This window comes from Streptomyces sp. NPDC093111 (genome assembly GCF_040683955.1).
Taxonomy (GTDB): Bacteria; Actinomycetota; Actinomycetes; order Streptomycetales; family Streptomycetaceae; genus Streptomyces.
This window is the reverse complement of the sequence record NZ_JBFBNW010000002.1, coordinates 400,080-415,385: the sequence shown is the minus strand read 5'-3', so window position 1 is coordinate 415,385 and position 15,306 is coordinate 400,080. Positions and strand designations below refer to the sequence as shown.

The window sequence follows — 15,306 nt, the reverse complement described above, 5'->3', positions numbered from 1 at the left end:
ACCTGCCCCGCAGGGGTGGGTGACGAATCATCGCCGTAGAAATCCGGCCAACATGACGAAATTCGTCTTGATCAGTTCGGCGGAGTGAGTCCCAACAGGCCCCGTACCCGGGCGTACTTGGCGGTCAGACGGTCCCGGGTCGGCGGTTCGAGGACGGCGAGGCGGGCCGGATCCGCGTTGTGCGCGAGGTCGGCCTCCTTGACCAGCAGGGCACCCGGCGTGGCCAGAATCCGCCGGGTGTAGCCCTCCAGGTCCTCCCCCGGGCGCTTGGTGAGCGCCCGCACCATCTCCTTGACCTCCGGCGGCAGGGCCGCGCCCGCCAGCCACTCGGGGGACAGGGCGGCGTCCTCGACGGCGTCGTGCAGCCAGGCCGCCGCGATCTGCCCCTCGTCGCCGCCCCGGGTCCGTACCCCTTCGGCGACCGCCCTCAGGTGCTCCGCGTAGGGTCGCCCGGCCTTGTCGGTCTGGCCCGCGTGGGCGGCGACGGCGAGGGTCTCGATCTCGGCGAGGGTGAGGTACGGGGTGCCGGTCATGGCGGTCAGCGTAGTGCGGCCCGCGCGGGCAGGGCGGTGGCGGCGAGGCCGAGGCCGACCGTGGCCGCGACGAACGAGCCGTACAGCAGCGGCGGGATGTACGGGCCCTCGCCGGTCAGGCCGTTCACCATGGGGACCAGGGTGGCGAGCGCGATGCCGGTGCCGAGGGCCACGCCCGCGCCGGTGACCAGCAGCGACTCCCAGCGGATCATCCGCAGCACCTGGCGGCGGGTGGTGCCCACCAGGCGCAGGGTGCGCAGTTCGCGGCGCCGGTCGAGGACGGTCATCACCAGCGTGTTGACGGCGGCGACCGCCGCGAACCCGCCGAGGACGGCGGCCATGGTGGTGTTGGCCCAGGCGTTGAGCGCGCGGTCCCGGCTCTGGGCGGTGGACCAGCCGGCGGCGTCCGTGACGGCGCCGAGCGGGGCCAGGGCGGCGGGCTGGCCGCCGCGGACCAGGAGCTCGGTGGCGTACGGGGCGGTGACGTGCCCGGCGAGGGCGGCGGCCGGGAGGGTCACCTCGGACAGGCCGAGGCCGCGGCCGTAGGTGGCGACGACGAGCGGCTCCGTCCGGGTGCCGTCGGGCAGCCGGAGCTCCAGGCGGTCCCCGGTCCGTACCTGCTGGGCGGCGGCGAGGTTCGCGTCGAGGGCGACCGTGCCGGGGCGCAGCGCGGCGAGCGTGCCGGTGCGCACGTCGAGGTCGAGGACCGGGGTGGGGTCGGCGGAGACGCCCTGGGCGGTGGCGCCGCGGAAGCCCGCGTCGCCGTCGGGGAGCAGGACGCCGGTGTGCTGGACGGCCACGGCGGCGGTGACCCCGGGGGCGCGTGCGGCGCGGGCCGCCGCGTCGGCGGGGAGCCCGGCGGGGGCGGTGACGACGTGGTCGGCGACCAGTCCGGCGCGCTGCTGGTGCTCGGCGGCCCGGTCGGTGCTGGTGTGCAGGAAGACGAGGGTGGAGGAGAAGGAAAGCGCGAGGACGATCGGGGTGAGCGCGGAGGCGAGCCGGCGTGCGTTGCCGCGCGCGTTCGCCGCGGCGAGGTGGCCGGCGGCCCCGGCGGCGCGCAGGGGCAGTCCGGCGAGGGCCGCGCAGGCCCTGGCGAGCAGCGGGCCGAGCAGGGCGACGGCCAGCATGAAGAGCATGACGACGCCGAGGGCCGTGTTGGCGGCGACCTCGCCGGACGCCTGGGCGGCCACGCCCGTGAGGGCGACGCCGCCGGCGAGGGCGAGGATGCCGAGCGGGGTGCGGATCCGGCCGGTCGCGCGCCGTTCGACCTGGGACTCGGTGAGCGCGCGGCCGGGTTCGACGCGGGAGGGGCGGCGGGCGGCGGCGAGGCCGGCGAGCAGGGCGGTCAGCAGGGCGGCGGCGACGGCCGCGGCGAACGGGATCGGACCGGTGTCGAGGCGCACCCCGGCGGGGATCGCGCCCTTCTCCTTCAGCTGCCCGAACCACCAGCTCGCGAGGGCGAGGCCGGGCAGGCAGCCGAGGGCGCCGGCGAGCGGGGCGACGAGCAGGGACTCGGTGGCGACGGAGCGGCGCAGCTGGCGCGGGGTGGCGCCGATGGCCCGCAGCAGGGCGAACTCGCGGGAGCGCTGCCCGACGGAGAGGGCGACGGTGCCGGCGGCGGTGAACACGGCGACGAGGGTGGCGGTGCCGCCGAAGGAGCCGCCGAGGGCGATCAGCAGTTCCTTGGCGGCCGGCAGCGCGGCGCCTTCGGCGAGGCTGCGGTCGTCGCCGGTGTGCACCTGGGCCCTGCCGTGCAGGGCGCGCTCGACCTGGGCGGCGAGGGTCGCGGGGTCGGTGCCGCTGGTGGGCAGGACGGCGATGGCGTCGACGGTGCGGGGGTGGCCGGACAGGGCGAGGGCCCGGGCGTCGGAGAGCCAGACGGCGGCGGGCGGCGCGGTCCGGGACGGCGCGGCCGCTCCCGTCACGGTGAAGGTCCGCTCCCCCGCCGGGGTGTGCAGGGTGATCCGTTCGCCCGGCCGTCCGTGGCCGGTGGCGACGACCACCTGGTCCGGGCCGTCCGGGGCCGTGCCGGTGGCGAGGCGGGTGCCGGTGAAGGCGGCGGAGCCCCAGCCGGAGGCGGTGAGCGGGGCGCCGGAGGCCGCGCGTACCGGGTAGGAGACGTCCCCGACGGCGTGCGCGGCGCCCGGGACGCCGGCGGCGGCGCGGACGAGGGAGGCGTCGAGGCGGGCCCGGTCGGGTACGGCGGCGGAGACCGTGGTGCGCTCCTCGCCGTGTCCGATCGTGGCGTGCAGCCGCTGGTCGGCGGCGGCGACCACGGGCGCGCCCGCGTAGCGCGCGGGCGGGACGGCGGCGGTGACGCCGGTCTGGAGGAGCAGGCCGCAGCCGGAGATCACGGCGGCGGCGAGCAGCAGGGCGACGAAGGTGCCGGCGAAGGCGGAGGGCTTGAAGCGGACGGCGGCGCGGGCGAGGCCGTTGGGGCGGGGCATCAGGCGGCCGCGCCGGCGCGGGTGGCGGCGGTGAGCGCGGTCATCCGGGCGGCGATGCGGTCCGGGGTGCTGCGCGGGAGGGTGTCGGTGAGGGCGCCGTCGGCGAGGAAGAGGACGCGGTCGGCGTAGGCGGCGGCGACGGGGTCGTGGGTGACCATGACGACGGTGGCGCCGAGGCCGTCGACGGCGCCGCGGAGCAGGGTGAGGACCTCGGTGGCGGTCGTGGTGTCGAGGGCGCCGGTCGGTTCGTCGCCGAAGATCACGTCGGGCCGGGTGATGAGGGCGCGGGCGATGGCGACGCGCTGCTGCTGGCCGCCGGAGAGCTCGGCGGGGCGGCGGGCGCCCTTGTCCGCGAGGCCGACCTGGCCGAGGGCCTCGGCGGCGCGGTGCCGGTCGGGGCGCTCGCCCGCGAGCCGCAGGGGCAGCAGGACGTTCTGCTCGACGGTGAGCGAGGGCAGCAGGTTGAAGGCCTGGAAGACGAAGCCGAGGCGGGCGCGGCGCAGTTCGGTGAGCCGGTTCTCGTCGAGGCCGGTGATCTCGGTGCCGCCGAGGCGGACGGAGCCGGCGGTGGGGCGGTCGAGTCCGGCGGCGCACTGGAGGAAGGTGGACTTGCCGGAGCCGGAGGGGCCCATGACGGCGGTGAAGCTGCCGTGCGGGAGGCGCAGGTCGATGCCGCGGAGCGCGTGGACGGCGCCGGCCCCCTTGCCGTACTGGCGCCGTACCCCGGCGAGTTCGACGGCTGCCGTGCCGAGGGCGGTGTCCCGGGCTGCCATGAGTGTCCTCCGTGCGTTCGTGACGTGACGTGACGTGGGTGACGTCAGGTGCGTGACGTCAGGTGCGTGACGTGCGTGACGTGCGTGATCGTCACTTCGAACGTACGGATCGCCGCAGGTCGGGGCGATGGAGGCGGCCGGTCTCCCTGGGGTGGGGGTGGCCCTACCCCCGGCCGGGGGTGGTCAGCCCGTGCGGCTGATCAGGAGCAGTGCGCGGTCGTCGTTGACGTCCTTGGCGCAGGCCTCGATGAGGTGCCAGGCGGCGCCCTCGAATCCGGCGGCGACGTAGCGGTCGGCCTCGCCGGTGAGCCGGTCGATGCCCTCGGCGATGTCGCGGTCGGCGGACTCGACGAGGCCGTCGGTGAAGAGCATGAGGACGTCGCCGGGGCGCAGGGAGCCCTTGGCCGGGTGGAACTCGGCGCCGTCGTAGACGCCGAGGAGGGGTCCTTCGCCCGCCTTCTCCTCCCAGCGGCCGGTGCCCGCGTGCAGTTGGAGGGCGGGCAGGTGTCCGGCGGAGAGGAGTTCGTAGTCGCCGGACTCCAGGTCGAGGACGAGGTGGATGGAGGTGGCGAAGCCCTCGTCCCAGTCCTGGCGCAGGAGGTAGCCGTTGGCGGCGGGCAGGAAGCCGTGCGGGGGCAGCGAGCCGAGGAGGCCGCCGAAGGCGCCGGAGAGCAGCAGGGCGCGGGAGCCCGCGTCCATGCCCTTGCCGGAGACGTCGGTGAGCAGGACCTCCAGGGTGCGGCCGCCGTGGGTGCGGGCGGCGACGACGAAGTCGCCGGAGAAGGACTGGCCGCCGGCCGGGCGCAGGGCCATCTCGCGGTGCCAGCCCTGGGGCAGGCGGGGCAGGGCGCTCTGCACCCGGATGCGTTCGCGCAGGTCGAAGAGCATGGTGCCGCCGCGCCGCCAGGGCACGCCGACGCGGGCCCGGAACTGGGCGATGAGCAGGCCGAAGAGTCCGCAGGCGGCGACCACCAGGACGGTGCCGGGGGTGACCCGGGCGGGGCCCTCGGTGTACGGGCCGAGGACCAGCGACTCGACGATGAGCGCGCCGGCGGCGGCCGCGTACAGGCCGAGCAGGCTGGCGGGGCGCAGCAGCAGGCCGCCGGCGACGATCGGCAGGGCGAGGGCGGAGGGCGAGCACCAGACCGGGTCGAGGAGGGTGCCGCACATGATGGCGGGGACGGTGAGCAGGAGTCCGGCGAGGGCGATCCAGTCGGAGCCGTCGCCGCGGAAGTAGTCGACGCCGGACCGGCGCAGCGCGACGCGGGCCCGGAGGGCGCTCTTGCGCATCCGGGCCGCGTACGAGTCCACTGCGCCGCGACGTCCCATTGGCCTGGACCCTATCCACCCGATCGGCGCTCGTGCAGGGGGACCCAGGTGACATTGCATTCGAAATCGGGTCGCGTCGGACGAGGGGGCGCTGATATCGATGGCATATGACGACTGAACTGCGGGTTCTCGACCCGGCCGAGTGGGACGACTGGTACGGGGTGCTGGAGCTCGCCTTCGGCGGGGTTCCGGAGGCGGACGAGGAGCGGAAGCTCTGGCAGGACCTCACCGAGTACGAACGCTCGATCGGCGCGTGGGACGGGGACCGCTGCGTCGGTACGGCGGGGGCGTTCACCTTCCGGCTCGCGGTGCCGGGCGGGGCCGTGGTCCCGGCGGCGGGCGTGACGATGGTGAGCGTGGCCGGCACGCACCGGCGGCGCGGCATCCTCACCTCGATGATGCGGCGCCAGCTGGACGACGTACGGGCGTGGGGCGAGCCGCTCGCGGTCCTGACGGCCTCGGAGCCGGAGATCTACGGGCGGTTCGGGTACGCGGTCGCGGCGTACTCGGCGCGCGCGACGATCGACACGACCCGGGTGCGGCTCGCGGTGCCGGAGGGCACGGACGAGGTGGGCCTGCGGCTCGCGTCCCCGGCGGAGGCGCTGGACGCCTGCGAGGGGGTGTACGCGCGGCTGGTCGCCGGCCGGCCCGGGATGCTGGAGCGGCGGCCCGGCTGGGAGCGGCTCGCGCTGATCGACCCGGCGGGCGACCGGGAGGGCGCCTCGCCGCGGCTGTGCGTGCTGGCGGAGCGCGGGGGCGAGGTCGTGGGGTTCGCGCTGTACGCGATCAAGCCCGAGTGGTCGTTCAACGGGGCCAACGGGTCGGTGATCCTGCACCAGCTGGCGGGGCTGGATCCGGCGGCGGAGGCGGCGCTGTGGCGGTTCCTGTGCTCGGTGGACCTGACCTCGCGGGTGCAGATCCACAGCCGTCCGGCGGACGACGCGTGGCTGCACCTGGTGAGCGACGTGCGCCGCTGCGAGACGACGCTGCGGGACGGGCTGCACGTACGGCTGGTGGACGTGGGCGCGGCGCTGGAGGCGCGGACGTACCAGGCGCCGGTGGACGTGGTGTTCGAGGTCGAGGACGCGTTCTGCCCGTGGAACGAGGGGCGGTGGCGGCTGACCGGGGACGCGAAGGGCGCGGTGTGCGCGCGCACCGAGGAGGCCGCCGATCTGGCCTTGTCCGTAAGGGAGTTGGGCTCCGCCTACCTCGGCGGGAACTCGCTCGTGTCACTCGCGGCGGCGGGGCGGGTCCGGGAGTTGCGCGAGGGGGCGCTGGTCGAGGCGTCGGTGGCGTTCGGGTCGCCGGTGGCGCCGTGGCTGCCGCACGGGTTCTAGGCGGGGTCGGGAAGTCCCGCCCGGGTTCTGGGCGGGGTTGCGAAGTCGCGCCCGGTTCTAGGCCCGGTCCGGAAGCCCCGCCCGGGTTCTAGGCCCGGTCCGGAAGCCCCGGCACGGTTCCAGGGCGGGTCCGGAAGTCCCGCACGGTTCCAGGCCGGGTCCGGAAGTCCCGCCCGGGTTCTAAACCGGGTCCGGAAGCCCCGCACGGTTCCAGGGCCGGGCCCGGAAGTCCCGCCCGGCTCGCGGTGCCGGGCGCGTGCGTCAGTGGGACTGGCAGCGCGGGCACCAGAAGAGGTTGCGGTTCGCCAGGTCCGCCGTGCGGATCTCCGTGTGGCAGATGTGGCACGGGAGGTTCGCGCGGCGGTAGACGTAGACCTCGCCGCCGTGGTCGTCGACGCGGGGCGGACGGCCCATGGCCTCGGGGGTGTGCTCGGGGCGGACCGTGTCGATGCGGTTGAGGCGGACGCCCTCGCGCATGAGGAGGACCAGGTCGTCCCAGATCGCGGTCCACTCCCCCGCGGTCAGGTCCTTGCCCGCGCGGTACGGGTCGATGCCGTGGCGGAAGAGGACCTCGGCCCGGTAGACGTTGCCGACGCCCGCGATGATCTTCTGGTCCATGAGCAGGGCGGCGATCGTGGTGCGGGACTTCGCGATCCGGCGCCAGGCCCTGCCGGGGTCATCGGCCGGGCGCAGCGGGTCGGGGCCGAGCCGCTCGTGTATCGCCGTCTTCTCGGCGTCGGTGATCAGCGCGCAGGTGGTCGGGCCGCGCAGGTCGACGTACGCCTCCCGGCCGGCCAGGCGCAGCCGGACGGTGTCGGTGGGCGGCGGCGCGGGCGCGTCCCCGAAGGTGACCTTGCCGAAGAGGCCCAGGTGGATGTGGACCCACTCCTCGCCCGGGAAGCCGAGGAAGAGGTGCTTGCCGTGGGCCTCGGTGCCGGTGAGGACCGCGCCGTCGAGCAGGGCCGCCGAGTCGGCGAACTTGCCCTGCGGGCTGGAGGCACGCACGGGCCGGCCGCCGAACCGTTCCCGGTAGTCGGCGGCCAGCCGGTGGATCGTGTGCCCTTCAGGCATGGGCGCTGATCAGGCCTCGTTCTGCGGGTGGTGCGCCGGGATCGCCGGGAGCTCGCCGGTCTCCTCGTAGCGGGAGAGCATGTCGATGCGGCGGGTGTGGCGCTCGTCGCCCGAGTACGGGGTGGAGAGGAAGATCTCGACGAACTTGGTCGCCTCTTCCTGGGTGTGCATCCGGCCGCCGATGGAGACCACGTTGGCGTTGTTGTGCTCGCGGCCGAGGGCGGCGGTCTGCTCGCTCCAGGCGAGGGCGGCGCGCACTCCCTTGACCTTGTTGGCGGCGATCTGCTCGCCGTTGCCGGAGCCGCCGATCACGATGCCCAGGCTGTCCTCGTCCGCGGCCGTCCGCTCGGCGGCGCGCAGGCAGAACGGCGGGTAGTCGTCGAGGGCGTCGTAGATGTGGGGACCACAGTCGACGGGCTCGTGGCCGTGGGCCTTCAGCCACTCGACGAGGTGGTTCTTGAGTTCGTAACCGGCATGGTCGGAGCCGAGGTAGACGCGCATGGTCCCGAGTGTGGCACGGCGGGGACGGGGTAGCGGTCAGCGGGGTCGGGACCTTGGTCCCGTCTGGTCCGGACCTTATGTCCTGAATCACGATCCGGAGTCAGCCCTTCCGTACTCACCGGTCTCCGGGTTACATGTCTCCAGCTCGCGACCCGAGCAGACCCCCCACACCGAAGGAAGCGTTCATGAACACGCAACCGACCCTGGCGAAGGAAGGCGAGGACACCGGATCCACCGGTGATTCCCAGCAGTCCGACGGTTCCAACGGTCTCAAGGCCGGCCTCAAGAACCGCCACCTCTCGATGATCGCCATCGGTGGCGTGATCGGCGCCGGCCTCTTCGTCGGCTCCGGCTCCGGCATCGCCGCCGCCGGCCCCGCCATCCTCCTGTCGTACGCGCTGGTCGGCGCGATGGTCGTGTTCGTGATGCGGATGCTGGGCGAGATGGCCGCCGCCCGCCCCTCCTCCGGCTCCTTCTCCGCCTACGCGGACCGGGCGCTCGGCCGCTGGGCCGGATTCACCATCGGCTGGCTGTACTGGTTCTTCTGGGTGGTCGTGCTCGCGGTCGAGGCGACCGCCGGCGCCAAGATCCTGGAGGGCTGGATCCCGGCCGTCCCGCAGTGGGGCTGGGCGCTCATCGTGATGGTGGTGCTCACCGCCACGAACCTGGCCTCCGTCGCCTCGTACGGAGAGTTCGAGTTCTGGTTCGCGGGCATCAAGGTCGTCGCCATCGGCGCCTTCGTCGTGGTCGGCCTGCTCGCCGTCTTCGGCGTGCTGCCGGGCTCGGACAACCCGGGCGCGGGCTTCGCGCACCTCACCGACACCGGCGGCTTCTTCCCGATGGGCGCGGGCGCCGTGCTCACCGGTGTGCTGATGGTCGTCTTCTCCTTCATGGGCAGCGAGATCGTCACCCTGGCCGCCGGCGAGTCGGAGGACCCGCAGCGGGCCGTCACCAAGGCCACCAACAGCGTGATCTGGCGGATCGGCGTCTTCTACCTGGGCTCGATCTTCGTCGTGCTCACCCTGCTGCCGTGGAACGACAAGTCGATCGTCGAGAAGGGCTCGTACGTCGCCGCCCTCGACTCCATCGGCATCCCGCACGCCGGCCAGGTCATGAACGTGATCGTCCTGACCGCCGTCCTGTCCTGCCTGAACTCGGGCCTCTACACGGCCTCCCGGATGGCCTTCTCGCTCGGCCAGCGCGGTGACGCGCCGCGGTCCTTCGCCAGGACCAACAAGCGGGGCGTGCCGCAGGTGGCGATCCTCTCCTCGGTGGTCTTCGGCTTCGTCGCGGTCTTCTTCAACTACAAGTGGCCCGACACCGTCTTCGCCTTCCTGCTGAACTCCTCCGGCGCCGTCGCCCTCTTCGTCTGGCTGGTCATCTGCGTGACCCAGCTGCGGATGCGCGGGATCATCCTGCGCGAGACGCCCGACAAGCTGGTCGTGCGGATGTGGCTCTTCCCGTACCTGACCTGGGCGACCATCGCCATGATCGTCGGCGTGCTCGGCTACATGGTCTACGACGGCGGCAGCAACCGGGAGCAGGTCGTGCTCTCGCTGCTGGTGGCCGCGCTCGTGCTGGCGATCGGGCTCGTCAAGGAGCGGCTCGTGAAGCGCGCGAAGCCGGAGCTCGACCGGGTCTGAGCCCCGTTCGCACCGCTACGCGAGAGAGGCCCCGCCGGTCCGGCGGGGCCTCTCTCGCGTGCGTACGGGGTGGGCGTCAGCCCTTGCGGCCGACCAGCTTCCACGCGGCCGGCAGCGCGCCCATCGCGAGGGCGGCCTTGAGGGCGTCACCGACGAGGAAGGGGACGAGCCCCGCGGCGACGGCCTGGCCGAAGGTCATGCCGGTGGCCAGGGCCAGGTACGGCACGCCGACGGCGTAGATGATCGCGGAGCCCAGCACCATCGTGCCCGCCGTCCGCAGCACCGAGCGGTCGGCGCCGCGCCGGGCGAGGGCGCCGACGACGGTCGCGGCCAGCAGCATGCCGAGGATGTAGCCGAAGGACGGCATCGACCAGCCGGAGCTCGCCTCGGCGAACCAGGGCAGGCCCGCCATGCCGGCGACGGCGTACACGCCGAGGGAGAGGAAGCCGCGGCGGGCACCGAGGGCGGTGCCGACGAGCAGGGCGGCGAAGGTCTGGCCGGAGACCGGGACCGGGGAGCCGGGCACCGGGACGGTGAGCTGGGCGGCCAGGCCGGTCAGCGCGGCACCGCCGACGACCAGCGCGATGTCGCGGGCACGGCTGGCCGGGATCAGGTCGGCGAGGACCGTTCCGGAGCGGAGGGAACGAACGGGGGCGACGGCGGTGCTCATCGGTACTCCGCGGGGGTGAGACGACAGGGGGACAGCGGGGACAGGCTCGACCGTATGCCAGCGGTGAACGACCGATCACCGTCAGCCGCCCACAAACCGGGGTGCGGGCCGTTCGTGGAGATCGAACAAACCCGGTGGATCATGCCCGGCGCCACGTGACGCTCGTCACTGGGAACTCGCACCCGGAGGTCCCTTTTGCGCCAAAGGACTCCCAACGGAGAGACTGTGGGGTCTCCATAAACCCTCCCAGAGCGCGAGCCCCCCGCATGCACGACGTCCCCACCCCCGGACCGGAGCCCCTCGCACCCGCGCCGGAGCCCCTCTCCCACGCGCTGAAGCAGCGTCACCTGACGATGCTGGGGCTCGGCGGGGTGATCGGCGCGGGGCTGTTCGTGGGCTCCGGCGCGGGCATCGCGGTCGCCGGCCCCGGCATCGTCGTGTCGTACCTGATCGCGGGCGCGCTCGCGATGCTGATCATGCGGATGCTGGGCGAGATGTCGGCGGCGATGCCCGCCTCGGGCGCCTTCTCGGTGCACGCGGAGCGGGCGCTGGGCCGCTGGGCGGGCTTCTCGGTGGGCTGGCTGTACTGGTTCCTGCTGGTGGTGGTGCTCGCCGTGGAGGCGACCGGCGCGGCGCGGATCGCGCACGGCTGGGTGCCGGGGGTCCCGCAGTGGGGCTGGGTGCTGGTCTTCATGGTGGTGTTCACCGCCACGAACCTGGCGTCGGTGAAGAACTTCGGCGAGTTCGAGTTCTGGTTCGCCGCGCTCAAGGTCGGCGCGATCGTGCTCTTCCTGGTCCTCGGCACGCTGGCGATCGTCGGCTGGCTGCCGGACACCGACCCGGTGGGCCTGGCGAACCTGACCGGCCAGGGCGGCTTCCTGCCCAACGGCTGGGCGGGGGTGGTCTCCGGGGTGCTCGCCGTGGTCTTCGCCTTCGGCGGTCTGGAGGTCGTGACGATCGCGGCGGCCGAGTCCGACGACCCGGCGCGCAACGTGGCGCGGGCGGTGCGCAGCGCGGTGTGGCGGATCCTGCTCTTCTACGTGGGTTCGATGCTGGTGATCGTGACCCTGCTGCCGTGGACCGCGCTGGAGCCGGGCGAGTCGCCGTACGTGGCGGTGCTGGACTCGATCGGGGTGCCGGGGGCCGGGCAGATCATGAACGTGGTGGTGTTCGTGGCGCTGCTGTCGGCGCTCAACGCCAACCTGTACGGCTCCTCGCGGATGGTGTTCTCGCTGGCCGAGCGCGGGGAGGCGCCGAAGGGGCTGCTGCGGGTGTCCGGCGGGGTGCCGCGGCGGGCGGTGCTGGCCTCGGTGGCCTTCGGCTTCGTCTCCGTCCTGCTCAATCTGAAGTGGCCGGATTCCGTCTTCCTCTACATGCTCAACGCGGTCGGCGCGGTGCTGCTCTTCGTGTGGGCGCTGATCGCCGTCTCGCAGCTGCGGCTGCGGCGCCGGATCGAGCGGGAGGCGCCGGAGACGCTGACGCTGCGGATGTGGGGCTTCCCCTGGCTGACCTGGGTGGCACTGGCCGCGATGGGCGTGGTGCTGGTGCTGATGCTGGCCGACGACGGGGCCAGGCCGCAGGTGCTGTGGTCGGCCGGGGCGACGGCTTCGGTGCTGGTGGTGGCCTGGGTCCGCGAACTGCGCACGAAGCGGAAGTGAATCTTCACCTTGTGTGAAGGTCGTGCCCGTATAGCGGACATCGGTTCCCTGTGAGCGGTGCGGGCCCACAGACTGTGGCCCACCCTCCCCGTCTCAGCTAGTGAACAGGGCCCGCCCATGCCTCGGACTCCCGCGCCCGCGCCGGCCGACCGTAAACCCACCGCCACCAGCGCGGACGCCCCCGCCGGGGGCCTCACCCACGGCCTCAAGCAGCGCCATCTGTCGATGATCGCCCTCGGTGGTGTCATCGGCGCCGGCCTCTTCGTCGGCTCCGGTGCCGGCATCGCCGCCGCCGGTCCCTCGATCGTCCTCGCGTACGCGATCTCCGGCGTGCTGGTCATGCTGGTGATGCGCATGCTGGGCGAGATGTCGGCGGCGAACCCGGCCTCCGGCTCCTTCTCGGTCCACGCGGAGCGGGCCTTCGGCCCCTGGGCCGGCTTCACCGCGGGCTGGGCCTTCTGGTTCCTGCTCTGCGTGGCCGTCGGCCTGGAGGGCATCGGCGCCGCGAAGATCATGACCGGCTGGCTCCCGGGCACCCCGGAGTGGGCCTGGGTGGCGCTGTTCATGCTGGTGTTCTGCGGCACCAACCTGGCGGCCGTGAAGAACTTCGGCGAGTTCGAGTTCTGGTTCGCCGCCCTCAAGGTCGGTGCGATCGTCCTCTTCCTCGGCATCGGCGTCCTCGCCATCGTCGGCGTCCTGCCGGGCAGCGACGCCCCGGGCACCGCCAACCTCACCGGCGACGGCGGCTTCTTCCCGAACGGCTCCGAGGGCCTGATCGTCGGCCTGCTCGCCTCCGTCTTCGCGTACGGCGGTCTGGAGACCGTCACGATCGCCGCGGCCGAGTCGGAGCACCCGGTGCAGGGCGTCGCCAAGGCCGTCCGTACGGCGATGTGGCGCATCGCGCTCTTCTACATCGGCTCCATGGCCGTCATCGTCACCCTCGTCCCGTGGGGCGACAAGGCGGTCGTCGAGAAGGGCCCGTACGTCGCCACCCTCGACCACCTGGACATCCCGGCGGCCGGCCAGATCATGAACGTGGTCGTCCTGATCGCCCTGCTCTCCGCCATGAACGCCAACATCTACGGCGCCTCCCGCATGGCCGGCTCGCTGGTCGCCCGCGGCCAGGGCCCGAAGGCGCTCGGCCGCACCTTCGGCGGGGTGCCGCGCCCGGCGGTGCTGGTCTCCTCCGTCTTCGGCTTCGCCTGCGTGCTGCTGAGCTACTGGCGCCCGGACGACGTCTTCATCTGGCTGATCAACACCATCGGCGCGATCATCCTGGTCGTCTGGTTCTTCATCGCCGCCTCCCAGCTGGTGCTGCGCCGCCGCACCGAGCGCGAGGCGCCGGAGAAGCTGGTCGTGCGGATGTGGGGCTTCCCCGTGCTGACCTGGGTGGCGCTGGCCGGGATGGCCGGCATCTTCTTCCTGATGGCCCGCGAGGAGGGCACCCGGGTGCAGCTCTACGCGACCGGCGCCCTGACGCTGCTGCTCGCGGCGGGCGGCTACGCGCTCCAGAAGAAGCGCGCGGCGGTCACCGAGGAGAGCTGAGCACCACCCCCGGTCACCCGGATCCCGTCACACCGTCACCCGCGCCCCGTCGAGCTCCCGCCCGGCGGGGCGCGGTGCCGTGTCCGGGGTCAGTTCCCGCAGTACGGCGCGGTGCGCACGAAGCCGCCCGCGTTCTCGTCGTCGGTGCCGAGGAGGGCGTCACCGGTGCCGGGCAGGCACTCGACCGCCTCGATCTTGTAGCCGGGGAAGGTGCCGAGCACGGTGGGGCTCGCGGCGAGCGTGACCCGCACCGAGCCGGCCGCCGAGACGGTCACCCGGCCGGCCTCGCTCACCGCGGAGTCGAACGGGCCGTCGTCGCCGGCGTCCGCGGCGGAGCCCACCAGGATCCGGCCGGAGGGGGTCACCGTGATGTCGGAGATGTGCCGGGTGCCGTCGCCGGGCGGGTAGGTCGAGACGTACGACCGGCGGCTCACCGCCCCGAACAGCGGCTGCCCCCACGACGAGAAGGAGAACGGCGCCGCGTACAGCGTCGCGGGGCGGCCCGGACCGTCGCCGCGGTCCGCCCACAGGGCGGCCAGTTTCCCACCGCGGGCCACGAGGGCGAAGCTCTCGAAGTCGGCGCCCTCGCCGATCATCGGCAGCGGCGCGTAGTCGACGACGGTCGCCGTGTCCCCGGCGACCCGCAGCCGGTAGACGATGCCGCGGCCGGCCAGGGCCAGGTACTCGCCCGGCATCCCGGGGACCGCCTCGACGGCTTCGAGGTCCTCGGCGTAGGCCCCGTCCCAGGCGACCGGGGAGAGGGCGGCGGCGCCGTCCGCGTAGGTGAGCCGGGACAGCCGGGCCTGCCCGGGGCGCTTGTTGTCGTGCGCGACCAGGGCGGTGCCGCCGGCCTCGGCCGCGAGGCCGCTGACACCGGTGCGGGAGTCGGCGCCGACCTGCTGCCAGTCGTCGGCCGCGCCGGCCGGCGCGGCGGCGAGCAGCGTCAGGAGCGTGGCCATCGCTGCGAGCTTGAGTGGGAGATTCACGCGCGCAGGTTATTGATCATCATTCATCCGCTTCAAGACGGTTTGGGCCATCCGGACCTAGGCCCAAGGGCTGATCAACCGGGACCGCATCTGCTGTTAGCCTGCACCTGCAAGTAGGTTGCAATTAGAAGATGTCGGCGAGAGGCTCGGCTCATGGCCATCTACACCCTTCCGGAACTGCCGTACGACTACGCGGCCCTGGAGCCGGTGATCAACCCGCAGATCATCGAGCTGCACCACGACAAGCACCACGCCGCGTACGTCAAGGGTGCGAACGACACCCTGGAGCAGCTGGAAGAGGCTCGGGAGAAGGACGCCTGGGGCGCCATCAACGGCCTGGAGAAGAGCCTGGCCTTCCACCTCTCCGGCCACATCCTGCACTCCATCTACTGGAACAACATGGCGAGCCCGAAGGCCGGCGACGGCGGCGGCGAGCCGCTGGCCGCCGACGGGGTCGGCGAGCTCGCCGACGCGCTCACCGAGTCCTTCGGCTCCTTCGCCAAGTTCAAGGCCCAGCTCACCAAGGCCGCCGCGACCACGCAGGGCTCCGGCTGGGGCGTCCTCGCCTACGAGCCGATCAGCGGCCGGCTGATCGTCGAGCAGGTCTACGACCACCAGGGCAACGTCGGCCAGGGCTCCGTCCCGGTCCTCGTCTTCGACGCCTGGGAGCACGCCTTCTACCTGCAGTACAAGAACCAGAAGGTCGACTTCATCGAGGCCATGTGGCAGGTCGTCAACTGGCAGGACGTGAACAAGCGCTACCAGGCCGCCAAGGCGAGCGTCCCGCTGATCTCGTTCTGACACCCCCCTGTT

At 73.3% G+C, this 15,306-nt stretch carries 13 protein-coding genes; 5 read left to right on the top strand and 8 right to left on the bottom strand.

All coding sequences use genetic code 11. The annotated features are described in order from the left end of the window. Nucleotides 1–71: 71 nt before the first annotated feature. The 4 genes from AB0Q96_RS04245 to AB0Q96_RS04230 form a co-directional block, all read right to left on the bottom strand. Entirely contained in the window at nucleotides 72–533 is a 462-nt protein-coding gene (locus tag AB0Q96_RS04245; RefSeq protein ID WP_365321482.1) for an HD domain-containing protein, read from the bottom strand. Between the two features lie 5 nt (nucleotides 534–538). Continuing rightward, entirely contained in the window at nucleotides 539–2,980 is a 2,442-nt protein-coding gene (locus AB0Q96_RS04240) for an ABC transporter permease (protein ID WP_365321481.1), read from the bottom strand. Then, entirely contained in the window at nucleotides 2,980–3,753 is a 774-nt protein-coding gene (locus AB0Q96_RS04235) for an ABC transporter ATP-binding protein (protein ID WP_365321480.1), read from the bottom strand. Before AB0Q96_RS04235 ends, AB0Q96_RS04240 begins: the two co-directional genes overlap by 1 nt. Nucleotides 3,754–3,936: 183 nt before the next feature. Continuing rightward, a complete protein-coding gene (locus AB0Q96_RS04230) occupies nucleotides 3,937–5,082 on the bottom strand; it encodes a PP2C family protein-serine/threonine phosphatase (RefSeq protein ID WP_365321479.1) in 1,146 nt (381 codons plus the stop codon). Nucleotides 5,083–5,189: 107 nt separating this feature from the next. Between AB0Q96_RS04230 and AB0Q96_RS04225 the strand changes: the two genes are divergently transcribed. Continuing rightward, nucleotides 5,190–6,419 (top strand): GNAT family N-acetyltransferase, encoded by a 1,230-nt coding sequence (locus tag AB0Q96_RS04225; protein WP_365321478.1) that lies wholly within the window; start codon nucleotides 5,190–5,192, stop codon nucleotides 6,417–6,419. Between the two features lie 261 nt (nucleotides 6,420–6,680). On the opposite strand, the gene AB0Q96_RS04220 is transcribed toward AB0Q96_RS04225, so the two are convergent. Further along, nucleotides 6,681–7,490 carry a DNA-formamidopyrimidine glycosylase family protein gene (locus AB0Q96_RS04220; RefSeq protein WP_365321477.1) on the bottom strand — a complete coding sequence of 270 codons (810 nt, stop codon included), beginning with the start codon at nucleotides 7,488–7,490 and terminating at the stop codon, nucleotides 6,681–6,683. 9 nt (nucleotides 7,491–7,499) lie between these two features. Beyond that, complete coding sequence (locus AB0Q96_RS04215) at nucleotides 7,500–7,991, bottom strand: ribose-5-phosphate isomerase (protein WP_365321476.1); 492 nt, start codon at nucleotides 7,989–7,991, stop codon at nucleotides 7,500–7,502. Nucleotides 7,992–8,176: 185 nt separating this feature from the next. Between AB0Q96_RS04215 and AB0Q96_RS04210 the strand changes: the two genes are divergently transcribed. Beyond that, entirely contained in the window at nucleotides 8,177–9,634 is a 1,458-nt protein-coding gene (locus tag AB0Q96_RS04210; RefSeq protein ID WP_365321475.1) for an amino acid permease, read from the top strand. Nucleotides 9,635–9,710: 76 nt separating this feature from the next. On the opposite strand, the gene AB0Q96_RS04205 is transcribed toward AB0Q96_RS04210, so the two are convergent. Beyond that, nucleotides 9,711–10,304 (bottom strand): biotin transporter BioY, encoded by a 594-nt coding sequence (locus AB0Q96_RS04205; protein WP_365321474.1) that lies wholly within the window; start codon nucleotides 10,302–10,304, stop codon nucleotides 9,711–9,713. A 266-nt stretch (nucleotides 10,305–10,570) separates the two neighbouring features. On the opposite strand from AB0Q96_RS04205, the gene AB0Q96_RS04200 reads away from it, so the two are divergent. After that, nucleotides 10,571–11,962, top strand: coding sequence for an amino acid permease (locus AB0Q96_RS04200; protein WP_365321473.1), 1,392 nt, complete (start codon nucleotides 10,571–10,573; stop codon nucleotides 11,960–11,962). Between the two features lie 117 nt (nucleotides 11,963–12,079). Further along, nucleotides 12,080–13,507: an amino acid permease gene (locus AB0Q96_RS04195; protein ID WP_365321472.1), complete on the top strand. Its 1,428-nt coding sequence runs from the start codon at nucleotides 12,080–12,082 to the stop codon at nucleotides 13,505–13,507. Nucleotides 13,508–13,596: 89 nt separating this feature from the next. Here AB0Q96_RS04195 and AB0Q96_RS04190 read toward each other — a convergent pair whose 3' ends face one another. Then, on the bottom strand, nucleotides 13,597–14,493 hold the full coding sequence (locus tag AB0Q96_RS04190; RefSeq protein WP_365321471.1) for a hypothetical protein: 897 nt from the start codon (nucleotides 14,491–14,493) through the stop codon (nucleotides 13,597–13,599). 153 nt (nucleotides 14,494–14,646) lie between these two features. Between AB0Q96_RS04190 and AB0Q96_RS04185 the strand changes: the two genes are divergently transcribed. Then, nucleotides 14,647–15,294, top strand: coding sequence for a superoxide dismutase (locus AB0Q96_RS04185; RefSeq protein WP_365321470.1), 648 nt, complete (start codon nucleotides 14,647–14,649; stop codon nucleotides 15,292–15,294). The last annotated feature ends 12 nt before the right edge of the window (nucleotides 15,295–15,306 follow it).

Excerpts from the sequence above, each read along its gene's own strand:
- AB0Q96_RS04240 (WP_365321481.1), bottom strand. The coding sequence starts at position 2,980 with ATGCCCCGCCCCAACGGCCTCGCCCGCGCCGCCGTCCGCTTCAAGCCC.
- AB0Q96_RS04220 (WP_365321477.1), bottom strand. The coding sequence starts at position 7,490 with ATGCCTGAAGGGCACACGATCCACCGGCTGGCCGCCGACTACCGGGAA.
- AB0Q96_RS04230 (WP_365321479.1), bottom strand. The coding sequence starts at position 5,082 with ATGGGACGTCGCGGCGCAGTGGACTCGTACGCGGCCCGGATGCGCAAG.
- AB0Q96_RS04205 (WP_365321474.1), bottom strand. The coding sequence starts at position 10,304 with ATGAGCACCGCCGTCGCCCCCGTTCGTTCCCTCCGCTCCGGAACGGTC.
- AB0Q96_RS04245 (WP_365321482.1), bottom strand. The coding sequence starts at position 533 with ATGACCGGCACCCCGTACCTCACCCTCGCCGAGATCGAGACCCTCGCC.
- AB0Q96_RS04210 (WP_365321475.1), top strand. The coding sequence starts at position 8,177 with ATGAACACGCAACCGACCCTGGCGAAGGAAGGCGAGGACACCGGATCC.
- AB0Q96_RS04215 (WP_365321476.1), bottom strand. The coding sequence starts at position 7,991 with ATGCGCGTCTACCTCGGCTCCGACCATGCCGGTTACGAACTCAAGAAC.
- AB0Q96_RS04195 (WP_365321472.1), top strand. The coding sequence starts at position 12,080 with ATGCCTCGGACTCCCGCGCCCGCGCCGGCCGACCGTAAACCCACCGCC.
- AB0Q96_RS04225 (WP_365321478.1), top strand. The coding sequence starts at position 5,190 with ATGACGACTGAACTGCGGGTTCTCGACCCGGCCGAGTGGGACGACTGG.
- AB0Q96_RS04185 (WP_365321470.1), top strand. The coding sequence starts at position 14,647 with ATGGCCATCTACACCCTTCCGGAACTGCCGTACGACTACGCGGCCCTG.
- AB0Q96_RS04235 (WP_365321480.1), bottom strand. The coding sequence starts at position 3,753 with ATGGCAGCCCGGGACACCGCCCTCGGCACGGCAGCCGTCGAACTCGCC.
- AB0Q96_RS04200 (WP_365321473.1), top strand. The coding sequence starts at position 10,571 with ATGCACGACGTCCCCACCCCCGGACCGGAGCCCCTCGCACCCGCGCCG.